The organism is Pseudomonas sp. MUP55 (assembly GCF_034043515.1).
In the GTDB taxonomy this organism is placed as follows: Bacteria; Pseudomonadota; Gammaproteobacteria; order Pseudomonadales; family Pseudomonadaceae; genus Aquipseudomonas.
Genome location: NZ_CP138214.1, coordinates 2,140,452 through 2,159,097 on the forward strand (window position 1 = coordinate 2,140,452; position 18,646 = coordinate 2,159,097).

16 protein-coding genes are annotated in these 18,646 nt (G+C 61.0%); 6 read left to right on the top strand and 10 right to left on the bottom strand.

The genetic code is table 11. The features are described from left to right. Window positions 1-136: 136 nt before the first annotated feature. The 5 genes from SC318_RS09730 to SC318_RS09750 form a co-directional block, all read right to left on the bottom strand. A complete protein-coding gene (locus SC318_RS09730; protein WP_320430593.1) occupies window positions 137-979 on the bottom strand; it encodes an NAD-dependent protein deacetylase in 843 nt (280 codons plus the stop codon). Window positions 980-987: 8 nt separating this feature from the next. Further along, window positions 988-1,428, bottom strand: a complete 441-nt coding sequence (locus tag SC318_RS09735; protein WP_306492449.1) for a CBS domain-containing protein — start codon at window positions 1,426-1,428, stop codon at window positions 988-990. A gap of 134 nt (window positions 1,429-1,562) precedes the next feature. Then, window positions 1,563-3,515, bottom strand: a complete 1,953-nt coding sequence (locus tag SC318_RS09740) for a DNA topoisomerase III (protein ID WP_320430594.1) — start codon at window positions 3,513-3,515, stop codon at window positions 1,563-1,565. Between the two features lie 165 nt (window positions 3,516-3,680). After that, entirely contained in the window at window positions 3,681-5,303 is a 1,623-nt protein-coding gene (locus tag SC318_RS09745; protein ID WP_124385992.1) for an MFS transporter, read from the bottom strand. 65 nt (window positions 5,304-5,368) lie between these two features. Next, on the bottom strand, window positions 5,369-7,015 hold the full coding sequence (locus tag SC318_RS09750; protein WP_320430595.1) for a GMC family oxidoreductase: 1,647 nt from the start codon (window positions 7,013-7,015) through the stop codon (window positions 5,369-5,371). A gap of 130 nt (window positions 7,016-7,145) precedes the next feature. On the opposite strand from SC318_RS09750, the gene SC318_RS09755 reads away from it, so the two are divergent. Next, a complete protein-coding gene (locus SC318_RS09755) occupies window positions 7,146-8,039 on the top strand; it encodes a LysR family transcriptional regulator (protein ID WP_320430596.1) in 894 nt (297 codons plus the stop codon). 223 nt (window positions 8,040-8,262) lie between these two features. Here the strand turns inward: SC318_RS09755 and SC318_RS09760 are convergent, their stop codons facing one another. The 3 genes from SC318_RS09760 to SC318_RS09770 form a co-directional block, all read right to left on the bottom strand. Next, complete coding sequence (locus SC318_RS09760) at window positions 8,263-10,122, bottom strand: DUF3857 domain-containing transglutaminase family protein (RefSeq protein WP_320430597.1); 1,860 nt, start codon at window positions 10,120-10,122, stop codon at window positions 8,263-8,265. A gap of 181 nt (window positions 10,123-10,303) precedes the next feature. Continuing rightward, the gene (locus SC318_RS09765; protein WP_320430598.1) at window positions 10,304-11,650 is read right to left on the bottom strand and encodes a glutamine synthetase family protein; all 1,347 of its coding nucleotides are present in this window, start codon (window positions 11,648-11,650) and stop codon (window positions 10,304-10,306) included. Between the two features lie 12 nt (window positions 11,651-11,662). Further along, a complete protein-coding gene (locus SC318_RS09770; protein WP_320430599.1) occupies window positions 11,663-12,220 on the bottom strand; it encodes a helix-turn-helix domain-containing protein in 558 nt (185 codons plus the stop codon). Between the two features lie 333 nt (window positions 12,221-12,553). Between SC318_RS09770 and SC318_RS09775 the strand changes: the two genes are divergently transcribed. The 3 genes from SC318_RS09775 to SC318_RS09785 all read left to right on the top strand — a co-directional run bounded on the left by SC318_RS09775 (window position 12,554) and on the right by SC318_RS09785 (window position 14,822). Next, a complete protein-coding gene (locus SC318_RS09775) occupies window positions 12,554-13,012 on the top strand; it encodes an REP-associated tyrosine transposase (RefSeq protein WP_320430600.1) in 459 nt (152 codons plus the stop codon). Window positions 13,013-13,231: 219 nt separating this feature from the next. Continuing rightward, entirely contained in the window at window positions 13,232-13,540 is a 309-nt protein-coding gene (locus SC318_RS09780; protein WP_320430601.1) for an RcnB family protein, read from the top strand. Window positions 13,541-13,628: 88 nt separating this feature from the next. Further along, window positions 13,629-14,822: an MFS transporter gene (locus SC318_RS09785; protein WP_320430602.1), complete on the top strand. Its 1,194-nt coding sequence runs from the start codon at window positions 13,629-13,631 to the stop codon at window positions 14,820-14,822. Here SC318_RS09785 and SC318_RS09790 read toward each other — a convergent pair. Continuing rightward, on the bottom strand, window positions 14,785-15,057 hold the full coding sequence (locus SC318_RS09790) for a DUF1652 domain-containing protein (RefSeq protein WP_124386000.1): 273 nt from the start codon (window positions 15,055-15,057) through the stop codon (window positions 14,785-14,787). The genes SC318_RS09785 and SC318_RS09790 overlap by 38 nt on opposite strands. Window positions 15,058-15,159: 102 nt before the next feature. After that, window positions 15,160-16,656 carry a PAS domain S-box protein gene (locus SC318_RS09795; protein WP_320430603.1) on the bottom strand — a complete coding sequence of 499 codons (1,497 nt, stop codon included), beginning with the start codon at window positions 16,654-16,656 and terminating at the stop codon, window positions 15,160-15,162. 198 nt (window positions 16,657-16,854) lie between these two features. Here SC318_RS09795 and SC318_RS09800 point away from each other — a divergent pair, with 198 nt between their 5' ends. Next, a complete protein-coding gene (locus SC318_RS09800) occupies window positions 16,855-17,823 on the top strand; it encodes a hypothetical protein (RefSeq protein ID WP_320430604.1) in 969 nt (322 codons plus the stop codon). A 78-nt stretch (window positions 17,824-17,901) separates the two neighbouring features. Then, window positions 17,902-18,522, top strand: coding sequence for a transglycosylase SLT domain-containing protein (locus SC318_RS09805; protein WP_306492462.1), 621 nt, complete (start codon window positions 17,902-17,904; stop codon window positions 18,520-18,522). Window positions 18,523-18,646: the final 124 nt, after the last annotated feature.

Here is an 18,646-nt window from a genome sequence, read left to right on the forward strand (position 1 = left end):
ATAAATCGCTGTGGGGACGGGAAGATGCGCGAAAAACGTGACTTGAGCGTCATTTTTTGAAGCGGCGGGTCGCAGACTAACAGGTGTTTCCTGGATGCTCGTTGTGCCTGTGAGTTTTTCGCGAGCAAGCTCGCTCTTACAGTCGTCCGGCCAGCAAAGGTAATAATAGCTCGCAGGACGCTTCGATTTTTGCCTGCAACAGCTCATCCCCGCGGGTCTTGCCCAGGTTGATGGCGATCACTGGCTTGCCTTGTTCCACCATGGCCTTGCACAGGCGAAACGCCGAATAGGCCATCAGTGACGACCCCACCACCAGCAAGCCTTCGGCCTGTTGTACGGCCGCCATCGCCCTGGCCGCTGTGGCCGGCGCTACGTTCTCGCCGAAGAACACAACATCCGGCTTCAAACGCTCGCCATGGCAATGCGGGCAGTGGGGGACCTGGAAGTGTTCTTCGAAGGTGGGATCGAGCAAAGTGTCGCCGTCCGGTGCTTGCACGGCGTGGACCTGCGCCAGGTAGGGATTGTCGATGTCCATTTGCCGCTGGATTAGATCGCGCGGGCTGCGCTGCTGGCAATCCAGGCACAGCACCCGGTGCAGGCTGCCGTGCAGTTCAATCACGTCATGGCTACCGGCTTGATCATGCAGGGTATCGACGTTTTGGGTGATCAACCCGCTGATGCGCCCGCGCGACTGCAGCGTCGCCAACGCCAGGTGCGCCTTGTTCGGTTGTGCAGCGCGCACCCTCGGCCAGCCGAGCATGGCCCGCGCCCAATAACGGCGGCGCGCCTGCGGGGTAGCGAGAAACTCCTGGTACATCATCGGCGCTTTGCCCCGGCGCACCCCTTCGCTGTCACGATAGTCGGGAATGCCTGACGACGTGCTGATTCCGGCACCGGTCAGCACCAGAAAGCGCCTTTCGGCCATCGCCCGGTGCAGCGTGTCGAGGTGGTCTGCTTGATGATCCAGCGTGTCGAGCATGGGGTCTCCTATTCGCCTCGGATGTACTGCTCCAGCTGTTGGATCAAGGCGGCTTGTTCAGCAATGGCTTCCTTGACCAGGTCGCCAATGGACAACAGCCCGAGCAGCTTGCCGTCTTCCACGACCGGGAGGTGGCGCAGGTGACTGTCGGTCATGATGTTCATGCACGCCTCAACCGTCTTGTGGGTATCGACGGTGATGACCGGGGAACTCATCACCTCATCGACCCGGGTGGTGACCGACGATAAACCTTTGAGGATGAGTTTGCGTGCGTAATCGCGCTCGCTGATGATGCCAACCACGGTGCCATCCTTGACCACGGGCAAGGCCCCGACGTTTTTCTCGGACATCCGCACCAGTGCCTCGAACACGGTGTGGTCCCACTGGATGGTGTGGACGTCCTGATTCTTCTGATCCTTGGCTTTGAGCAATTCTGCGACGGTTTTCATGGCGGCCACTCCGGTGTTGTTGTTAGGTAGTCAACTACTGCCCCTACAGAATCCTAGACGGCCCACGTTGCAGCAAGGTCCAAAGCGGCGTTAAACCCGTCGAAAAGCGTCATTCGCCGGTGTTTTTTGCGCTTTTAGCCGGCACTTGCCGGCTTTTTCGCCCGTTTGGGGCTGTCCGTGGTCTTGCGTGGCGCGCTCTTGCGCTTGTTTTTCCAGGCCGCTGCGCCTTTTTTCGCTGCGGGGCTGGCCGGGCCGGTGATGGTCATGCGCATGCCATTGCAACGTGCCACCTGCTTGCTCATCCACGCCGCTTGTTTGGCGACGAACTCTTCCAGGCTCATTTCGCCGCTTTGCACCATGTCCAACGCCTGCTCCCAGATAGCGGTGGTACCGGGATCGGCGATGGCCCGAGGCACTGCGTCAATCAGGCTGAACGCCGCCGGGGTGGCCGACAGCGCCTTGCCGTTCTTCACCAGGTAACCGCGGTCCAGCAGGCCCTGGATAATCCCGGCGCGTGTGGCTTCGGTGCCTATGCCCGTGGTGTCCTTGAGCTTCTGCTTGAGCAATGGATCCTCCACCAGCTTGGCGACGTTTTTCATCGCTTTGATCAGGTCGCCTTCGGTAAAGGGCTTGGGCGGTTGGGTCCACAGGTCCTTGAGGTTGACCTTGACCACGGCACAGTCCTGGCCCTGCACCAGCAGAGGCAAGGCTTGAGGCGCGGGCGCTTCCCTGCCTTTGGCGGGAGCGAGGGCTTCGGGCAGTGCGCGTTTCCAGCCCGGTTCGATGACGACTTTGCCCACTGCGCGCAGCGCCTGGCCGGCACAGTCGAAATCCGCCTGGGTCCGGTCGTATTCATGGTTGGGCAGAAATTGCGCCAGGTAGCGCGCGCGTATCAGGGTGTAGACCGCGCGAGGCTTGCCGGTGAGTTGGGCGATGTCCTTGCCGGCTCCGGTGGGAATAATGCCGTGGTGGGCGCTGACCTTGGCGTCGTTCCAGGCGCGTGAGCGACGAGCAGGGTCCATGTAGTTCATCAACTCGCCCACGGCCGCATCCGCGCGGCCGAGTGCGGCGAGGATCTTCGGCGCTTCGCTGTGCTGGCTCAACGGCAGGTAGCCGCAATCGCTGCGCGGGTAGGTGATGACCTTGTGGGTTTCGTAGAGGGATTGAGCAATGTCCAGGGTTTCCTGGGCGCCGAGGCCGAGCTTTTTCGAGCAGATTTCCTGCAGGGTGCCGAGGTCGAAGGGCAGGGGGGCGACCTCACGCATGCGCTCGGTACGCAGCTTCACCAGGCGCGCGCTGGTCGCGTGGGCCATGGCATCGGCGGCGTCCCGGGCCAGTTGCGGGTTGAGGCAACGGCCCTGGTCATCGCAGGCATCGTCGGCGGCGCGCCATTGGGCGGTGAAGGTGATGCGCTCGTGGAGCAGCTCTACATCGATGGCCCAATACGCCACGGGTACGAAATCGGCGATGCTGCGGTCACGGTCGACCACCAGCCGCAAGGTGGGGGTTTGCACGCGGCCCACCGGCAATACGCCCTGGTAGCCGGATTGGCGCCCGAGCAAGGTGAACAGGCGGCTCATGTTCATGCCGATCAGCCAGTCGGCGCGGGAGCGGCCCAGGGCCGAGTGATACAGGCTGAAGGTCTGCGCACCGGGCTTGAGCGCGGCCAGGGCCTTGTGGATGGAGGCATCGTCCAGCGCCGACAGCCACAACCGCTGGATCGGCCCGCGATAACGGCAATGCTCCACCAGTTCGCGGGCGATCATCTCGCCCTCGCGGTCGGCGTCGGTCGCGATCACCAGTTCCCTGGCTTCCCCCAGCAGGCGCTTGACCGCCTTGAACTGGCTGGCGGTCTTGGGTTTGACCTGCATTTTCCATTTTTCCGGGACGATCGGCAGGTCGGCGAGTACCCAGCGTTTGTATTTGGCGTCATACGCGTCAGGCGGGGCGGTTTCCAGCAGGTGACCGATGCACCAGGTGACTGTGACTCCGCTGCCCAGCCAGCATCCATCGCCCCGGCGATTGGCGCCGAGCACGGCCGCGATGTCCTTGGCCTGGGAGGGTTTTTCACAGAGGTATAACTGCATGGGCGTCACATCAGATCAGGTTGATACCTGGCAGGATGCTTAGTCAGAGAGATTTGAGCAACCATTATCTGTATGGATGTACAGCTTGAAGTTTCAAGCTGCAAGCTACAAGAAAGAGCCGATTGGCTTTTACTTGCCGCTTGCAGCTTGGCCCTTGAGGCTTATTCAGTTGTTATCGATGTCTACATGCCGGGTTTCTTTGAGGCAGAACAAGCCCACCACCAGGCTGACCCCGGTCACCACCACCGGGTACCACAAGCCGTAGAAGATATCGCCGGTGTACACCACCAGGGCAAACGACACGGTGGGCAGGAACCCGCCAAACCAGCCGTTACCGATGTGGTAGGGCAGCGACATCGAGGTGTAGCGGATACGGGTCGGGAACAGCTCTACCATCAGCGCCGCCAAGGGGCCGTAGCACATGGCGGCGATCAGGATCAGTGCGACGATCAGCACCACCACCATCACCTTGTTGACCTGGGCCATGTCCGCCGAGCTCGGGTAGCCGGCCAGGGCCACCGCGCCGCGCAGTGCCGCTTCATCGAAGCCATCGATGCGCACATCACCGACGCTGACCTGTACCGGTGCGCCGGCCGGAGCCGCGACGCTGCTGTACGGCAGGCCTTGCTTGACCAGGAAGGTCTTGACCTTGTCGCACGGGCTGTCAAAGCGGGCCTTGCCCACCGGGTCGAACTGGAAGGTGCAGGTGGCCGGATCGGCCTGCACGGTAATCGGTGCCTGCTGGCTGGCCTGGTCCATCGCCGGGTTGGTGTAGTGCGCCAGGCTCTTGAAAATCGGGAAGTACAGGAAGGTCGCCAGCAGCAGGCCCAGCATCAGCACCGGCTTGCGCCCGACCTTGTCCGACAGCCAACCAAACAGGATGAAGAACGGTGCGCCGATCACCACGCTGATAATCAGCAGCATGTTGGCCAGGGCCGGGTCCATCTTCAGGAACTGGGTGAGGAAGAACAGCACGTAAAACTGCGCTGCATAAAAGGTCACCGCCTGCCCACCGTTGATGCTGAACAACGCGATCAGTACAACTTTGAGGTTTTCCCATTTACCGAACGACTCGCGGATCGGCGCCTTGCTGGCCTTGCCTTCCTCTTTCATTTTCAGGAATGCCGGCGATTCGTGCAGGCTCATGCGAATCCAGGTGGAGATGCCCAGCAATACGATGGAGAACAGGAACGGAATACGCCAGCCCCACACCTCGAACTGGTCGCCGGTGAAATAACGGCAGGCCAGCACCACCAGCAACGACAGCAACAGGCCGAGGGTGGCGGTGGATTGAATCCAGCTGGTGTGCAAGCCACGTTTGCCAGCCGGGGCATGCTCGGCAACATAGGTGGCGGCGCCGCCGTATTCGCCGCCGAGGGCCAGGCCTTGCAGCATGCGCAGCACAATCAGGATGATCGGCGCCGCGATGCCGATGCTGGCATAGGTCGGCAGCAGCCCGACACAAAAGGTGGCCACGCCCATCAGGATGATGGTGACGAGGAAGGTGTACTTGCGCCCGATCATGTCGCCCAGGCGGCCGAACACCAGCGCGCCGAAGGGCCGCACCACAAAGCCTGCGGCGAACGCCATCAGCGCGAAGATAAACGCCGTGGTGTCGTTGACCCCGGCGAAGAATTGCTTGCTGATCACCGCCGCGAGGGCGCCGTAGAGGAAAAAGTCATACCACTCGAACACCGTCCCCAGGGACGAGGCGAAAATGACTTTCTTTGAGTCGTTGCTGGTGCTCGCATCCATCGCCGAGCCCAGGGGTTGAGCATGTTCTGACATCGGTTAGCCCTCACAGTGATTATTTATTGTTGTTCCACTGTCGGCGCCAGGTGCGGCGCCGCTATTCAGATTGCGTGAACCATTTCTCTCTCCGGGGCGAGGCTCCTTGTGTTCGGTGAAAGGATCAGTTGCGCGGCTTTCTCGGCGATCATCAGCGTCGGCGAGCAGGTATTGCCCGAGGTGATGCTTGGCATGATCGAGGCATCGGCAATGCGCAGGCCGGGCACGCCGTGCACGCGCAGCTGTGCGTCGACCACCGCGTCCTGGTCATGGCCCATGCGGCAGGTGCCCACCGGATGGAAGATGGTCGTGCCGATGCGCGCCGCCGCTTCGTGCAGCTGTTCTTCGGTTTGCAGCGCGTCACCGGGTAAATATTCAACCGGCTTGAACTGGCTCAGGGCGGGGGCGGCCACGATCCGCCGCGTCAGGCGGATGGCGTCGGCGGCCACGCGCAGGTCTTGCGGGTGGCTGAGGTAGTTGGGCTGGATCAGCGGCGCATCCGCCGGGTTGGCCGAGCGGATATCGATGCGCCCGCGGCTCTGGGGGCGCAGGTCGCACACCGATGCGGTAAAGGCCGGGAACCCATGCAGCGGCTCGCCAAAACGCTCCAGGGACAGTGGCTGTACGTGGTATTCAAGGTTGGCCGAGGTCTGCTCCGGCCCGGAGCGGGCAAATGCGCCCAGCTGGCTGGGCGCCATCGACAGCGGCCCGCTGCGGTCATACAGGTAGCGCAGGCCCATGCCCATCTTGCCCCAGACGGTGCCGGCGATCTGGTTCAGGGTGCGGGCGTTTTCCAGCTTGTAGATCAGGCGCAGTTGCAGGTGGTCCTGCAGGTTGCCACCGACGCCCGGCAGTTCATGGACCACATCGATGCCCAGGGGCTTGAGCACATGGGCAGGGCCGATACCCGAGCGTTGCAGGATGCCCGGCGAGCCCACGGCACCGGCGCACAGCACGATTTCCCTGCGCGCTTTCCAGCTCAACTGCTGGCCGTGCTGGCGGCCGACGACCTGAGACGCGCGGCCGTTTTCCAGCACCACGCGGTCGACTTCCACCTCGGTCAGCACCGTCAGGTTGGGCCGCTGGCGCACCGGTTTGAGAAACGCCTTGGCCGCATTCCAGCGCACCCCGGCCTTCTGGTTGACCTGGAAATAACCGCAGCCTTCGTTATCGCCCTGGTTGAAGTCGCTGGTGTTGGCGATGCCGCTTTGCTTGGCTGCCTCGCGAAACGCGTCCAGGATCGGCCACGACAGACGCTGCTGCTCGACGCGCCATTCGCCGCCGTCGCTGTGGAACGGCGACGTGCCGGCGAAATGGTTTTCGCTGTGCTTGAACAGCGGCAAGACGTCGTCCCAGGCCCATCCGGGGTTACCCTGCGCCGCCCAGCTGTCATAGTCGCGGGCCTGGCCGCGCATGTAGATCATGCCGTTGATGGAGGAGCATCCCCCCAGTACCTTGCCGCGCGGGTAACTGAGGGCGCGGCCTTGCAGGCCTGCCTGGGCTTCGGTCTTGAAGCACCAGTCGGTGCGCGGGTTGCCGATGCAGAACAGGTAGCCGACGGGAATATGAATCCAGGGGTAGTTATCGCGACCACCGGCCTCCAGCAGCAGGACGCGATGGGCCGGGTTGGCAGACAGACGATTGGCCAGCAAGCAGCCGGCGGGGCCGGCGCCGACGATTACATAATCGTATTCAGCAGTTGCAATGGGCATCTGTGGGTCTCGCTTGTTTTTCTTATTGGCTCCATCCTAGTTGTTAGTTTTCGTCTTAAAAATGTTAGTTTTTGCCCAGCTGCTGTGCGTTTTTAAACAGCATGGCCCACGGGTTGGCGATGGAGGCGGTATGTTCGACTGGAATGACCTGCGGTTTTTTCTCGAGTTGCAGCGCAGCGGCCGCTTGCTCACCGCCGCGCAACGTTTGAAAACCACCCATGCCACCGTGGCCCGGCATATCGAAGCCATCGAAAAAAGCCTGGGTACTGCGCTGTTTGTGCAGCATGCCCAGGGCTACGAGTTGACGCCGTCTGGTGAAGCCCTGCTCAAGCATGCCGAAGCCATGGAAAACGTGGCGCTGCTGGCGGAAGACGAACTCACCCATGCTGCGGCGCCCCTGGGCAAGATTCGCCTCGGTGTGGCGGAGGGCCTGGGGGTGATGTTCCTTGCCGGTCGCATGGGTGGGCTGTTTGAACGCTATCCTGGGTTGGAAGTGGAACTGGTCGCGGTGCCGCGCTTTGTCAGCATCCTCAATCGCGAAGCGGAAATCAGCATTCACCTGGAACGCCCCAGCGTCGATCAACTGGTCACCCGCAAACTCACCGATTACCGCCTGGCGCTGTATGCCAGCCGCGCTTACCTTGAGCGCCATCCACCGATTGAAAAACGCGAAGACCTCGCGGCCCACTCATGGATCGATTACGTCGACGACCTGCTGTTCAGCCAGGAACTGAAGTTTCTCAGCAGCTTCTGCCGCAACCCCAAAGTGGTGTTCCACAGCACCAGCGTGATTGCCCAGCACCAGGCTGCGCGGTCGGGTTTGGGCATCGCGGTATTGCCGTGTTTCATGGCGGCGGGCGATGCGGATCTGGTGCCGTTGCTGCCGGGGGAGAGCATCCAGCGCAGCTATTGGATCAGTTCGCGGCGGGAGTTGCACAAGTCGGTGCGGTTGCGCGTGTTGTGGGACTACCTGGTGGAGATGTGCGCGCGGGAGCAGAAACTATTGCTCGGTGAGGCCGACTGACCAAACCGAATCGAAAAGCTGGGAAGGGGCTTGCCATTCAGTTAAGCGAAATTGGCCACTTGTAGGAGCGAGCTTGCTCGCGAAAAACGTCCAGGCAACGCGTTCATTCTGAATAAGCGCAGGGGCCCTGAGTTCTTCGCGAGCAAGCTCGCTCCTACAAAAAGCCTGACTGGCATCAGGGCTTGCCCCTCCTGTATTGGGGCCCTGTTGTGTCAGGCAACCCTTAGAGTTTCACCACCTGATGCACCTGTTCGGCACAGGCGCGGGCTTCGTCAATCATCTTGCCGAATGCGTCGCTGGCCACTTCATCATGGGTCAACCAGCGCTTCTTCTGACTCAGCCGATAATGATAGCGCAGCGTGCCGCCTTCCGATTCTCCGTCCAGGTCCAGATCGAACCAGGGCGAGCGCACCTGACAGCCGGGGATGGGTTTTTCCATCTGCCCGCCGGTCAGGGTGTAGTGATAGTCATAGGTTTCAGGGTTACCCAGGTCCAGGTCGGCCTGTTGCCCCTGACGACGGTAATTGATGTAACCCTCCCAGCGATCTTTCAGGGATGGATCGGTGTAGACGTAGTCATTCCCGAGTTTTTCCAGGGCGCGTTTATCGTTGAGCCGTGCGCTGACGCTGTAGCCGTCGTGCACCACAAACGCAGTGGCTTGGCGGGTGATCTGGCAGTCGCTGATGTCGTTGCCAAAGTTGGCGCAGATGTTCTGGTCGGTCGCCGTGCTCCCTTGTTGATTATCGGCGACGCTCAGTTGCATCAGCGGCAGGCGACTGAAGGTGATGTTGGCCTGCACCGTACCCTCGCCTTGCTTGCCCAACTGCACGTGTTTGTCCAGGCGCACCGTGACTTCCGGGCCTTCCAGGGGGATATGTTCCTCGCGCACCTGGCCCTTGGCATCGTTGACCAGCACCCAGCGGTCCTGGATGTCGGGCATGGTCTGTCCGGGTGCGAAGACCGGGTTGGTAGGGTCGAGCCACCACACCTGGCCGCTCACTTCGGCTCGCACGATGACGTGATTCGGTGCTTGGGGGCCTGGAATCAGCAAGTCTTCCACCACGTCCCCACGGCTGACCCACGCCGTCTCGGCCCTGATGCCCGCTGCCTTGAGCATGGCCGTCAGCAGGGTCGCCAGATCCTTGCAGTCGCCATAGCCGTGCTGTTCGATTTCCTCCAGCTCGAACGGCACATAGCCGCGCTCGGTGGCGCGCCAGTCGCCCAGGTAACGGTAGTGATCGTTGATGTACTGCATCAGCGCGGCGACCTGTTCTGCCGGGGCCAGCTTGCTCGCCGCGGCGACGGCGGCAGCAGCGTGTGGCGGCAGGTTGGCGCCGAGAATCTGGTTGTAGCGCTGGGCGAAATCGCCGAAGTAGGCCTGGCGATCCAGGGTGCTGCCCAGTTCCAGGCGCGGGATGCGCAACAGTGCCGAGCCGGACTGTTCATTGACGTAGTTGAAATAAACCGGACTTTTTTGCACCACTTCCAGCGTCTTGCCATCGGGCGACAGCGTCACCTTGAAGTTATCGAACAGTTCACTGCGCCACTGGATTGGCCGCTCGGCGGTAAAACGCGCCTTGAAACGGTCATGACGGGCCGGGCTTGCGCCTAACTTGAGCACGTAGTGAAACTGGGTCACCAGTGGCTTGGCGGCGAAATGCTCGCGCACGGTGTAACGGATTTGCGTGCCCACTCGCAGGTTCGGGAAGGCCAGGGAGGTCTGCTGGTCGCTGCCGAACCCCTTGTCCGGGTTGGGCGCTGTGCGTGTGTCGATCTGCGTGGCGGCCAGGGCGACGGGTTTGGCACCGGGTTGGGTGGTCTGCGCGCTGACCACTTCAAACCTGTCGCCTTGGGAATAATCGAAGTCGATGCGCGAAAGCATTTCGCGGCCGTTGGGTTTAAGGATCGTGTACTGGTAGGTGCTGGTGCAGTCGGTGCTGGCGTCGCGGTTGAAGTGACAATGCAGTTCGGTGTCGCTGGCCAGCGGGGCTTCAGCGATGGGTTGCAGGGCAGCGCAGACGGAATGGGAAACCAGCCCCAGGCTGATCGCGATCAGTGGACGGTGAAGCGAAAAACGGTACATGGGCGCCTCGGATGACACAGTGGAACAACTACCCAATGGGTAGTGAGAAGGCACCGGATGATAATTACTCTCAACGGCGAAAGCCAGGATTGTTCGACAATTTATCGGTCTGAAAGGCCCGTTCTAGAGCCTTTTATTCGATTTGCGTGAGGTTTTTCCGTTTTCCGGCGAAGCCTTTTTTCTAGAGAAACCAGCGATATTCTCGCGCATGAATCTCTTGCTCAAAGGCCAAATGATCCTGGCGTTTGTTCTCGCAGTACACGTCGACAAATTCCGCGCCCAGCATGTCGCGCACAACCTGCTGATGCTGCATGGCGCGCACGGCGTCGAGCACGTCCACGGGGAAATCGGTGCCGCTGCTGCGATCCTCGTTCAACGGCGCGATAGGTTCCAGGCGGGCTTCAAGGCCGTGCTCCAAACCGGCGAGGATTGCCGCCAGTACCAGGTACGGATTGGCGTCGGCGCTGGCCAGGCGATGCTCGATACGCAGGTTGCGTGGGTCGGACTCGGGGATACGCACGCATGCATCACGGTCTTCGAAGCCCCAGCTGGCGCGGGTGGCAGCATTGACCGTACCGCCCAGGCGGCGGAAAGCGTTGTGGTTGGGCGAAAAGATCGGCATGCAGTGGGGGAGCAACGCCAGGCAACCGGCCACGGCGTGGCGCAGCGGTTGCTGCTGGTGCGCCGCCAGCATGTTGTTGCCGGCGCCGTCATACAGGCTCACATGCACGTGCATGCCACTGCCGGGAAATTGCAGGTAAGGCTTGGCCATGAAGCTGGCGCGGTAACCGTGTTTGAGCGCCACGCCCCGCGTGCTGCGGCAGAACAGGGCGGCCCAGTCGGCGGCGCGCAGGGCGTCGTCCGAATGGCCGAAATTGATTTCAAATTGGCCCGGGCCGATCTCCGCGGTGATCACTGTGATATCGATGCCCTGGGCCCTGGCGGTTTGAGCCATGTCGTCCAGCACTTCGCTGAAGCGCGACAGCCGCTCGATATGCAGGGTGGGCTGGTCGTCGGCATCGTCGCTCAGCGGGTCGCGGGCGAATTGCGGCAGGCCATTGTCGAGCTTTTTGTCGAACAGGTAGAACTCCAGCTCGAACGCCACCACGGGGTGAATACCTTTGTGATGCAGGCGCTCCAGCATCTTGGCCAAGACTTCACGGGGTTCGAATTCGATGGGCGCGTCGGTGCCGTCGGAGGTGATCAGCATCTGCCCCAGCGGCTGCGATTCCCAGCTCACCGGCTTGAGCGTATTCGGCACCAGGCGCCGATTGGCATCCGGGTCACCGTCGTTGAAGCAGTAGTCGCCAATCTTGAACAAGCCGCCCTGGGCGCCCAGCAATACGGCATTCTGCGGCAGCTTCAACGGGCTGCCGGCGGCTACTTTTTCCAGCATCTCCACCGGGTAGCGCTTGCCGTAGAAATGCCCCGCAAGGTCCAGGGCGATCAGGTCGACGTAGCGCACGTCAGGGTGGTTCTGGCGGAAGGTCCGTACTTCGGCCAGCAACGTTGCAGATTGGCTTTTCACGGGGTGCAGCTCCTAGTTGTAAACCCACAGCACGCGGGTGGGCAGGTCGGTCAGGTTGGCGTAGCGACAGCGGGCGAAACTGGCGAGATGGAAGCTGTCGCCAGAGCTCAGGGTGACTGCATCGGCCTCACCTTCGACCCACAGCGTCAACTCGCCCTCCAGCACAAAACCGGCCTGTTCGGCACGGTCGCTCATGGTTTGCTCGCCACTGTTGGCGCCGGGTGCCAACAGGCTGTCGAGCATCGAAAACGCGCCGTTCATGCTGGGCGAGACGAGGATGTCGGTGATGCCATTGGCGTAGTACACCGTGCGCCGCTCGTTGGGCCGCGTGACCCAGTCCACCGCCTTGGGTTTGGGCAGGCTGTAGAAGTACGTGGTCGGCACGTCGAGGGCGTGGCTGATGGCGGTCAGGTCGGCCACGGTCGGGCGCGACAGGCCGCGTTCTACCTGAGACAGGAAACCCACCGAGCGTTCGATCTTCTGCGCCAATTGCGCGAGGGTGAGCTTCTTGTGCTTGCGCAAGTCGTGGATCAGGGCGGCGAGGGTGGCGAGTTCATCTTGGGGTGTCATGAAATTTAATTCGAATAATTTCATGAAAAATTACAGGATTAATTTCACGGAGGCAATGACAAGTGAAGATTCGCCACGCCGCGTGCTCTAGCTTGAATCCCCCTGTGGCGAGGGAGCTTGCTCCCGCCGGGCAGCGCAGCTGCCCCCAACCGAGCCGCCGCGTTCGTTCAGCTGTACCTCGGTTGGCTTTTTTGGGGCTGCTGCGCAGCCCAGCGGGAGCAAGCTCCCTCGCCACGGGGAATGGGGAAATATTGTGAAATTGAGTCGGGAGGCGGGGTTTCTCAGGCCTGCTAGGTTGAATGAGTCATCCATTCATTCAAGGGAATCAAAGGATTGATTCAAAGACCCAACTCGCATTTGCTACGGCGCGGTCGTTATTCAGAAGCGGGTCGCGTGTACCTGGTGACGGCCGTGGTTTATCAGCGGCGTCCGGTTTTTGTTGACTTGTCTCTGGGCCGGTTATTGGTTGCAGAGCTCAAACGCGCCCACGATGCGGATCTGGCGACTTCGTTAGCCTGGGTGATCATGCCTGATCACCTTCACTGGATGTTCGAGCTGCGTGACGCAACGTTGCCGCACGTGATGCAGCAGGTGAAGCCACGGAGCACGCTGGCCATCAACCAAGCCTGTGGTACGAAGGGCGCTTTTTGGCAGAACGGCTACCATGATCGCGCGGCCCGAGCCGAAGAGGATCTCGTAAAGATTGCGCGCTACATCATTGCCAATCCATTGCGGGCCGGGCTGGTCGAGCGTATCGGCGACTACCCGCTCTGGGACGCGGTCTGGCTATAGCTCACTCCCCCCTGTGGCGAGGGAGCTTGCTCCCGCTGGGCAGCGCAGCTGCCCCCAACCGAGCCGCCGCGTTCGTTCAGGTGCACCTTGGCTGGGCTTTTTGGGGCTGCTGCGCAGCCCGGCGGGAGCAAGCTCCCTCGCCACGGGGTTATTGATGTGAATGATCCTGCGCCGCTGCGGTCCGAACGTGGGTACGCACCCAAAATTGAAGGAGCACCCATGAAGTCAAAATCTCTCGTTGCCTGTGTTCTCGTTGCTGCAAGCCTGTCTACCGCCAGTTTCGTGGTGCATGCCGGTGATACGCCGCAGGAAACCGTGCAGCCTTCGAACATCAATAGCCGTGACCTGAAAGAAGGCGACCGCGCCCCGGATATCCTGATGCGCAAGGAATCGGCGCTCGGCGACTGGAAAAAACGCGGCCTCAAGCAGCCTGAAGAAGAGAGCCAGTGGGCGCGGGTCGGTGACAAGTACGTACTGCTCAAGACCACCAATGGCACCATCCTCGAGATCACGCCGGTCAAGAAATAATCCCGCCGTACCACCTGCTCGTCATACCTTTCTTACGTTAAGGTAACCGCCCGCAACGGTCGCGTTACCTTCAAGGAAAGAGAGCAGGATGCTTGCCGCACTCAGAAACTACCCCCGCACGGTCAACCTGTTGCTGTCCGCCACGTTGCTGCTGACGTTGGCCAAGGCAATCACGTTTCCATACCTGGTGATCTACCTCACCAGCCACTTCGCCCTCGACATCAGCCAGGTTGGCCTGGTGATCGGCAGTTCCCTGATTGTCGGCTCGCTGCTCAGCGTTTATGGCGGTTTCCTCGTCGACCGGGTCAACAGTTACCGTTTGCTGCTCGGTTTGAGCCTGGTCTTTGTGCTGGGCTTTATCGGTACGGTGCTGGCGCAGAACATCTGGGCGTTTTATAGCTGCCTGATCCTGATCAACCTGGCCTATGCGGTGATCGATATCGCGATCAAGGCCGGTTTCGCCAGCCTGTTGCCCGAGGATGGGCGCAGCGAAGTGTTTTCCATCAAGTACACGCTGACCAATATCGGCTACGCCGTAGGGCCGTTTTTCGGTGCGATGGTGGCGAAGGCGGACATCAGTCTGCCGTTTATTCTGTCGGCGTTGTTGGGCATGGGATTTTTGCTGCTGTATTGGCGCTTGGGCGACCGCACGCTGACGACTGTCCAAGTTACGCAAAAACCGTTGCCGTTCCTCGCCGTGGGCCGGGTGCTGCTCAAGGATCATCGCTTGGTGTGCTTCACCCTCGGTGGCCTGCTCAGTGCGGTGGTGTTCGGCCAATTCACGGCCTACCTGTCGCAGTACTTGGTGACTACTACTACCGCCGAATACACCTACACCGTCATCAGCGCTGTGCTCACCACCAACGCCGTGCTGGTGATTGCCTTGCAGTACCTGATTGGCCGGCGCATCTCACACCGCTACCTGAGCCAGTGGCTCATCGCCGGCTTGGGCATGTTCATGCTGGGGCTGATTGGCTTTGCGTTATCCACCAGCGTGGTGTGGTGGGTGGTGGCGATGGCGGTGTTTACCGTGGGGGAGATCATCGTGTTCCCGGCCGAGTACATGTTTATCGACCGGATCGCGCCTGACGCGTTGCGGGGGATGTATTACGGCGCGCAAAACCTGTCCAATCTCGGCGCCGCATTGGGGCCGGTGTTGTGCGGGCTGGTGCTGGCCAGCCTGCCGGCGCATTACATGTTTTATATGCTCGGGTTGTTTATCGTCGGTGGTGGGGTGTTCTATTTCATTGGGGCGAAGATGAAGGCAAGTCATCCAGCGTGAGCTTGCCGACGTTGTTGCTCTGCAGTTCGTAGCGCAACTCATCGACCATTTTCGCCACTTCCTGCGGGGTCTGCAGCCGGTTGGTGCTGATCCCGGTGACCACCAGGTCGACCCGACCGGTTTCGGCGTCGAAGACCTTGAGGGTCAGGGACGCATCCCGGCACAGGGTGAATTCGCAGGTCAGCGGCGATAAGCCTTCTTCGATGCAATTTCGCAGTTGGGAGAGGGTAAACATGCAGGTTCCTTCAAGGCACAGAGGCGATGCCTTGAAGGTTATTGATTGCACCGCCGCCCCATAAGGCGAATTCGCACTAGCGGCACTAGTGCATTTGCACTCTCAGCGCTTGTTTTTCACGCGCAATTCGCCGGCGAACAGCCCGCGTTCACGGGCCCAGACAATGGCTGCACTACGGCTATGCACCCCTAGCTTGGAGTACACGGTGGCCACATGGTTGCGCACGGTATTGGGTGCCAGCTTCAGGCGCGAGGCGATCTCCTTGTCGGCCAGGCCCTCGCAGATCAAACCCAGTACGTCCCGCTCACGGGCGGTGAGGTCGGTGAACGACACGTTCGGCAGGTTCGGGCTGTTGACGCTCTTGGCATTGGCCAGTTTTTCGATCAGGGTCTGGCTGAACCAGGAGGCGTCCTGCATGACTTCCTCGATGGCCGCCACCAGTTCCAGTTCCGAGCGTTTGCGCTCGGTGATGTTCATGAACACCAGCAGGTAGCACGGGATGTCCTGGATGATCACGGTGTCGGCGGACACCACGCAGTCGATCACTTCATTGCCTTTCTTGCGCACCTTGAGGTCATGGCCTTCCAGGTTTCCGGCTTTTTCCAGGGTGGCGAATAGTTGGGCGCCGGCCTGGGGGCTGTCGATGAAGTCGATATCTTCGATGGACTTGCCGATCAGTTCTTCGCTGATATAGCCGGTTATGCTCATGAAGGCTTCGTTGATGTCCACCACCTGGCGATTGGCGGCGTTGCATACCAACGTCGGCACCGGCGTCAGGCGGAAGGATTTGGCGAAGCGCTCTTCGCTCTGGCGCAGGGCGATTTCCGCTTTGCGGCGTGGCTCCAGGTCCATGAACGAAAACAGCATGCAGTCCTCTTCGTTCATGTCCAGCGGCTGGCCGGCCACGACCACCAGTTTACTGCCGCCTTCGGGCAGCCTCAGTTCGGCCTGCATCTGCGGAATGGTCGAGCCTTGCCCCAGCCGCTCGATGGCCAGGTCCTTGCGCTCGGCGTGTTCGAGAACATCGAGTTCATACACCGATTTGCCGATGACCTGGTCGCGGTTGTAGCCGGTCATTTCCAGAAAGCCCTGGTTGACCTTGATGTAGCGCAGGTCGCTGAGGCGGCAGATCACCGCCGGCGCGGGGTTGGCGTTGAAGGTTTTCTCGAAACGCTGCTCGGCGCTGGCCCATTCGGTAGCATCGCTGAGGATCAGCACCAGCAGTTCCGGCTCGCCCTGTGAGTCGGTGATCACCAGGCTGCGCAGGCGATGAACCCAGGTCTTGTCTTCATCGGCCGTGGGCATGACTTCCACGATCACATCGCTGAACTCATCACCCGCCGCAGCGCGAGCCAGGGGGTAGCTGTCGAGCTGCAGCGGATGGTTGTTGCGATAACGCAAGGTGAAGCGCTCGGCGTATTCCTGACCATTGGCGCCTAGCCCCATGACGTCATGGACGCCGTGCATGGTCAGTGCGGCTTCATTGGCCCAGAGAATGGTCTGGTCGACCTCGGCGAGGATCACGCCATCAGACAACCCGGAGATGATCTGCTGCAGTTGGCGGCGGTTGGTTTCTTTGGCAAGAACATCCTGTGTCATAGATTCTCCAAAATTTGGACGCATGGTTTTACGACATCCGGGGTTCAGGATAGTGCAGAGAAATTGTCCGGTTGGGAGTGCGAATGCACCAGTAAAGGTAGTGCATATGGGCCACGACTGAACGTATGTCGTTTCGCCACACTCGCATCGATCAAGGCACTTTGCCTTGCTCCCATCATCTGGAAAAGGGCTCTTTGTATGACGACTGTCTATGAAACCAATCGATCACTGTTTCGCGTGTCCTGGAGCTCGGTATTGGCCGGTAGTGCAATTGCACTGGTCACCTACCTGGTCTTGAGCGTGCTGGGTACGGCCATTGGCGCCAGCGCTGTTGACCCAATGGAAGCGGGCAACCCCCTGAGCGGTTTCGGTACCGGTGCCGGGATCTGGCTGTTTGTATCGACGCTGGTCGCCGTCGCCCTCGGCGCGTTCGTGGCCGGGCGCACCGCACCGGATCGCGGTGGCCTGCATGGCGTGCTGACCTGGACGCTGACCACTTTGCTGACCACCTGGCTGCTGGCAGGGCTGGCATCGAGTGTGGTGGGCACCGCTGGCAACGTCGTGGGCAAAGGCCTGTCCGCCGCCGGCAATGGCATCGCCGCCGCCGCACCGGGCATTGGCAACAGCATCAAGCAGCAGTTGAACGAGCAGGGCATCCAGCTGGATTGGAACAGCCTGCAAGGCCAACTCGATACGCTGCTCAAGCAAACCGGCAAGCCTGAGCTGAACCCGGCCAACGTCGAGCAGAAAACCGACCAGGCGGCCGCTGATGGCAAGCAATCGGCCACTGATGCAGCGACCCATCCAGCCCAGGCTGGTGATGAGCTCAAGCAGTGGTTCGAGCGCGTCAAGGCGTCCGGCGAGCCGGCCCTGAATGCAGCGGACAAGGAAGCACTGGTCAACATCGTTGCGGCGCGTACCGGCAAGAGCAAGGAAGAGGCCACCCAGATCGTTGATAACTATGCCCAGGCCTATCAGCAAGCCATGCAGAAAGTCGAAGAACTCAAGCAGCAAGCTGAACAGAAAGCCCGCGAAGCCGGTGAAGTAGCGGCCAAGCAATTGTCCCGCGCAGCCTGGGGTACCTTGGCCATGCTGCTGTTGGGTGCCGCGTTGAGCTTCTTCGTCGGCCGCATCGCGCTGACAACCCGTCGCGTGCCGTTGGCTTGATACCGCCTGCGGCAGGGACGCCGCGCTTGTGAACGCGTAAAATGCCGGCATTTTACGCGTTTCACGCAAAGGTGCCCTTTGAGCGCAAGCAAAACCGTCGGACTGTTATTACTCACTTCTCTGTTGGCGGCGTGCGGCACCTCGCCGCCACGCGCGCCCAACGATCTCTGCGCCATCTTCCGCGAAAAAGATGACTGGTATGACGCGGCCAAGGTCACGCAAAAACGCTGGGGCGTGCCGATCCAGGTGCCGTTCGCGATCATGTATCAGGAGTCGGGCTTTCGCTACGACGCCAAGACGCCGCGTAAATACCTGCTGTGGATCATTCCCTGGGGGCGCGTGTCCACCGCTTCGGGCTATGCCCAGGCCAAGGATGAAGTGTGGAATGACTACCGCAAAAGCACCGGGCGCAGCGGCGCCGATCGTGAAGATTTCGACGACGCCATCGACTTCATCGGTTGGTACATGGACAAGACCTACACCATCAACGGCGTCTACAAATACGACGCCTACGGCCAATACCTGAACTATCACGAAGGCTGGGGCGGCTATCGTCAGCGCACCTATGCCAGCAAAGCCTGGCTACTGCCAGTGGCGAGCAAGGTGCAGGCGCGTTCGCAGCTGTACGCGCGGCAATATGCCGGGTGCAAGGACGAGTTGGGGCGCGGTTTCTGGAGCCGGTTCTGGCATTGGTTGTAAACGTCGACCGCTGGATGCATGCCAATCAGAGTGGGGGAGGTGGCCTGCTCCCGATAGCAGGTTGGCAGTCAGCTCATTCTTGACTGGACCATCGCCATCGGGGGCAAGCCCCCTCCCACATTGG

Coding starts and splice junctions, on each gene's coding strand:
- SC318_RS09750 (WP_320430595.1), bottom strand. CDS start 7,015: ATGCCCATTGCAACTGCTGAATACGATTATGTAATCGTCGGCGCCGGC.
- SC318_RS09780 (WP_320430601.1), top strand. CDS start 13,232: ATGAAGTCAAAATCTCTCGTTGCCTGTGTTCTCGTTGCTGCAAGCCTG.
- SC318_RS09795 (WP_320430603.1), bottom strand. CDS start 16,656: ATGACACAGGATGTTCTTGCCAAAGAAACCAACCGCCGCCAACTGCAG.
- SC318_RS09730 (WP_320430593.1), bottom strand. CDS start 979: ATGCTCGACACGCTGGATCATCAAGCAGACCACCTCGACACGCTGCAC.
- SC318_RS09740 (WP_320430594.1), bottom strand. CDS start 3,515: ATGCAGTTATACCTCTGTGAAAAACCCTCCCAGGCCAAGGACATCGCG.
- SC318_RS09770 (WP_320430599.1), bottom strand. CDS start 12,220: ATGACACCCCAAGATGAACTCGCCACCCTCGCCGCCCTGATCCACGAC.
- SC318_RS09745 (WP_124385992.1), bottom strand. CDS start 5,303: ATGTCAGAACATGCTCAACCCCTGGGCTCGGCGATGGATGCGAGCACC.
- SC318_RS09755 (WP_320430596.1), top strand. CDS start 7,146: ATGTTCGACTGGAATGACCTGCGGTTTTTTCTCGAGTTGCAGCGCAGC.
- SC318_RS09800 (WP_320430604.1), top strand. CDS start 16,855: ATGACGACTGTCTATGAAACCAATCGATCACTGTTTCGCGTGTCCTGG.
- SC318_RS09790 (WP_124386000.1), bottom strand. CDS start 15,057: ATGTTTACCCTCTCCCAACTGCGAAATTGCATCGAAGAAGGCTTATCG.
- SC318_RS09785 (WP_320430602.1), top strand. CDS start 13,629: ATGCTTGCCGCACTCAGAAACTACCCCCGCACGGTCAACCTGTTGCTG.
- SC318_RS09735 (WP_306492449.1), bottom strand. CDS start 1,428: ATGAAAACCGTCGCAGAATTGCTCAAAGCCAAGGATCAGAAGAATCAG.
- SC318_RS09760 (WP_320430597.1), bottom strand. CDS start 10,122: ATGTACCGTTTTTCGCTTCACCGTCCACTGATCGCGATCAGCCTGGGG.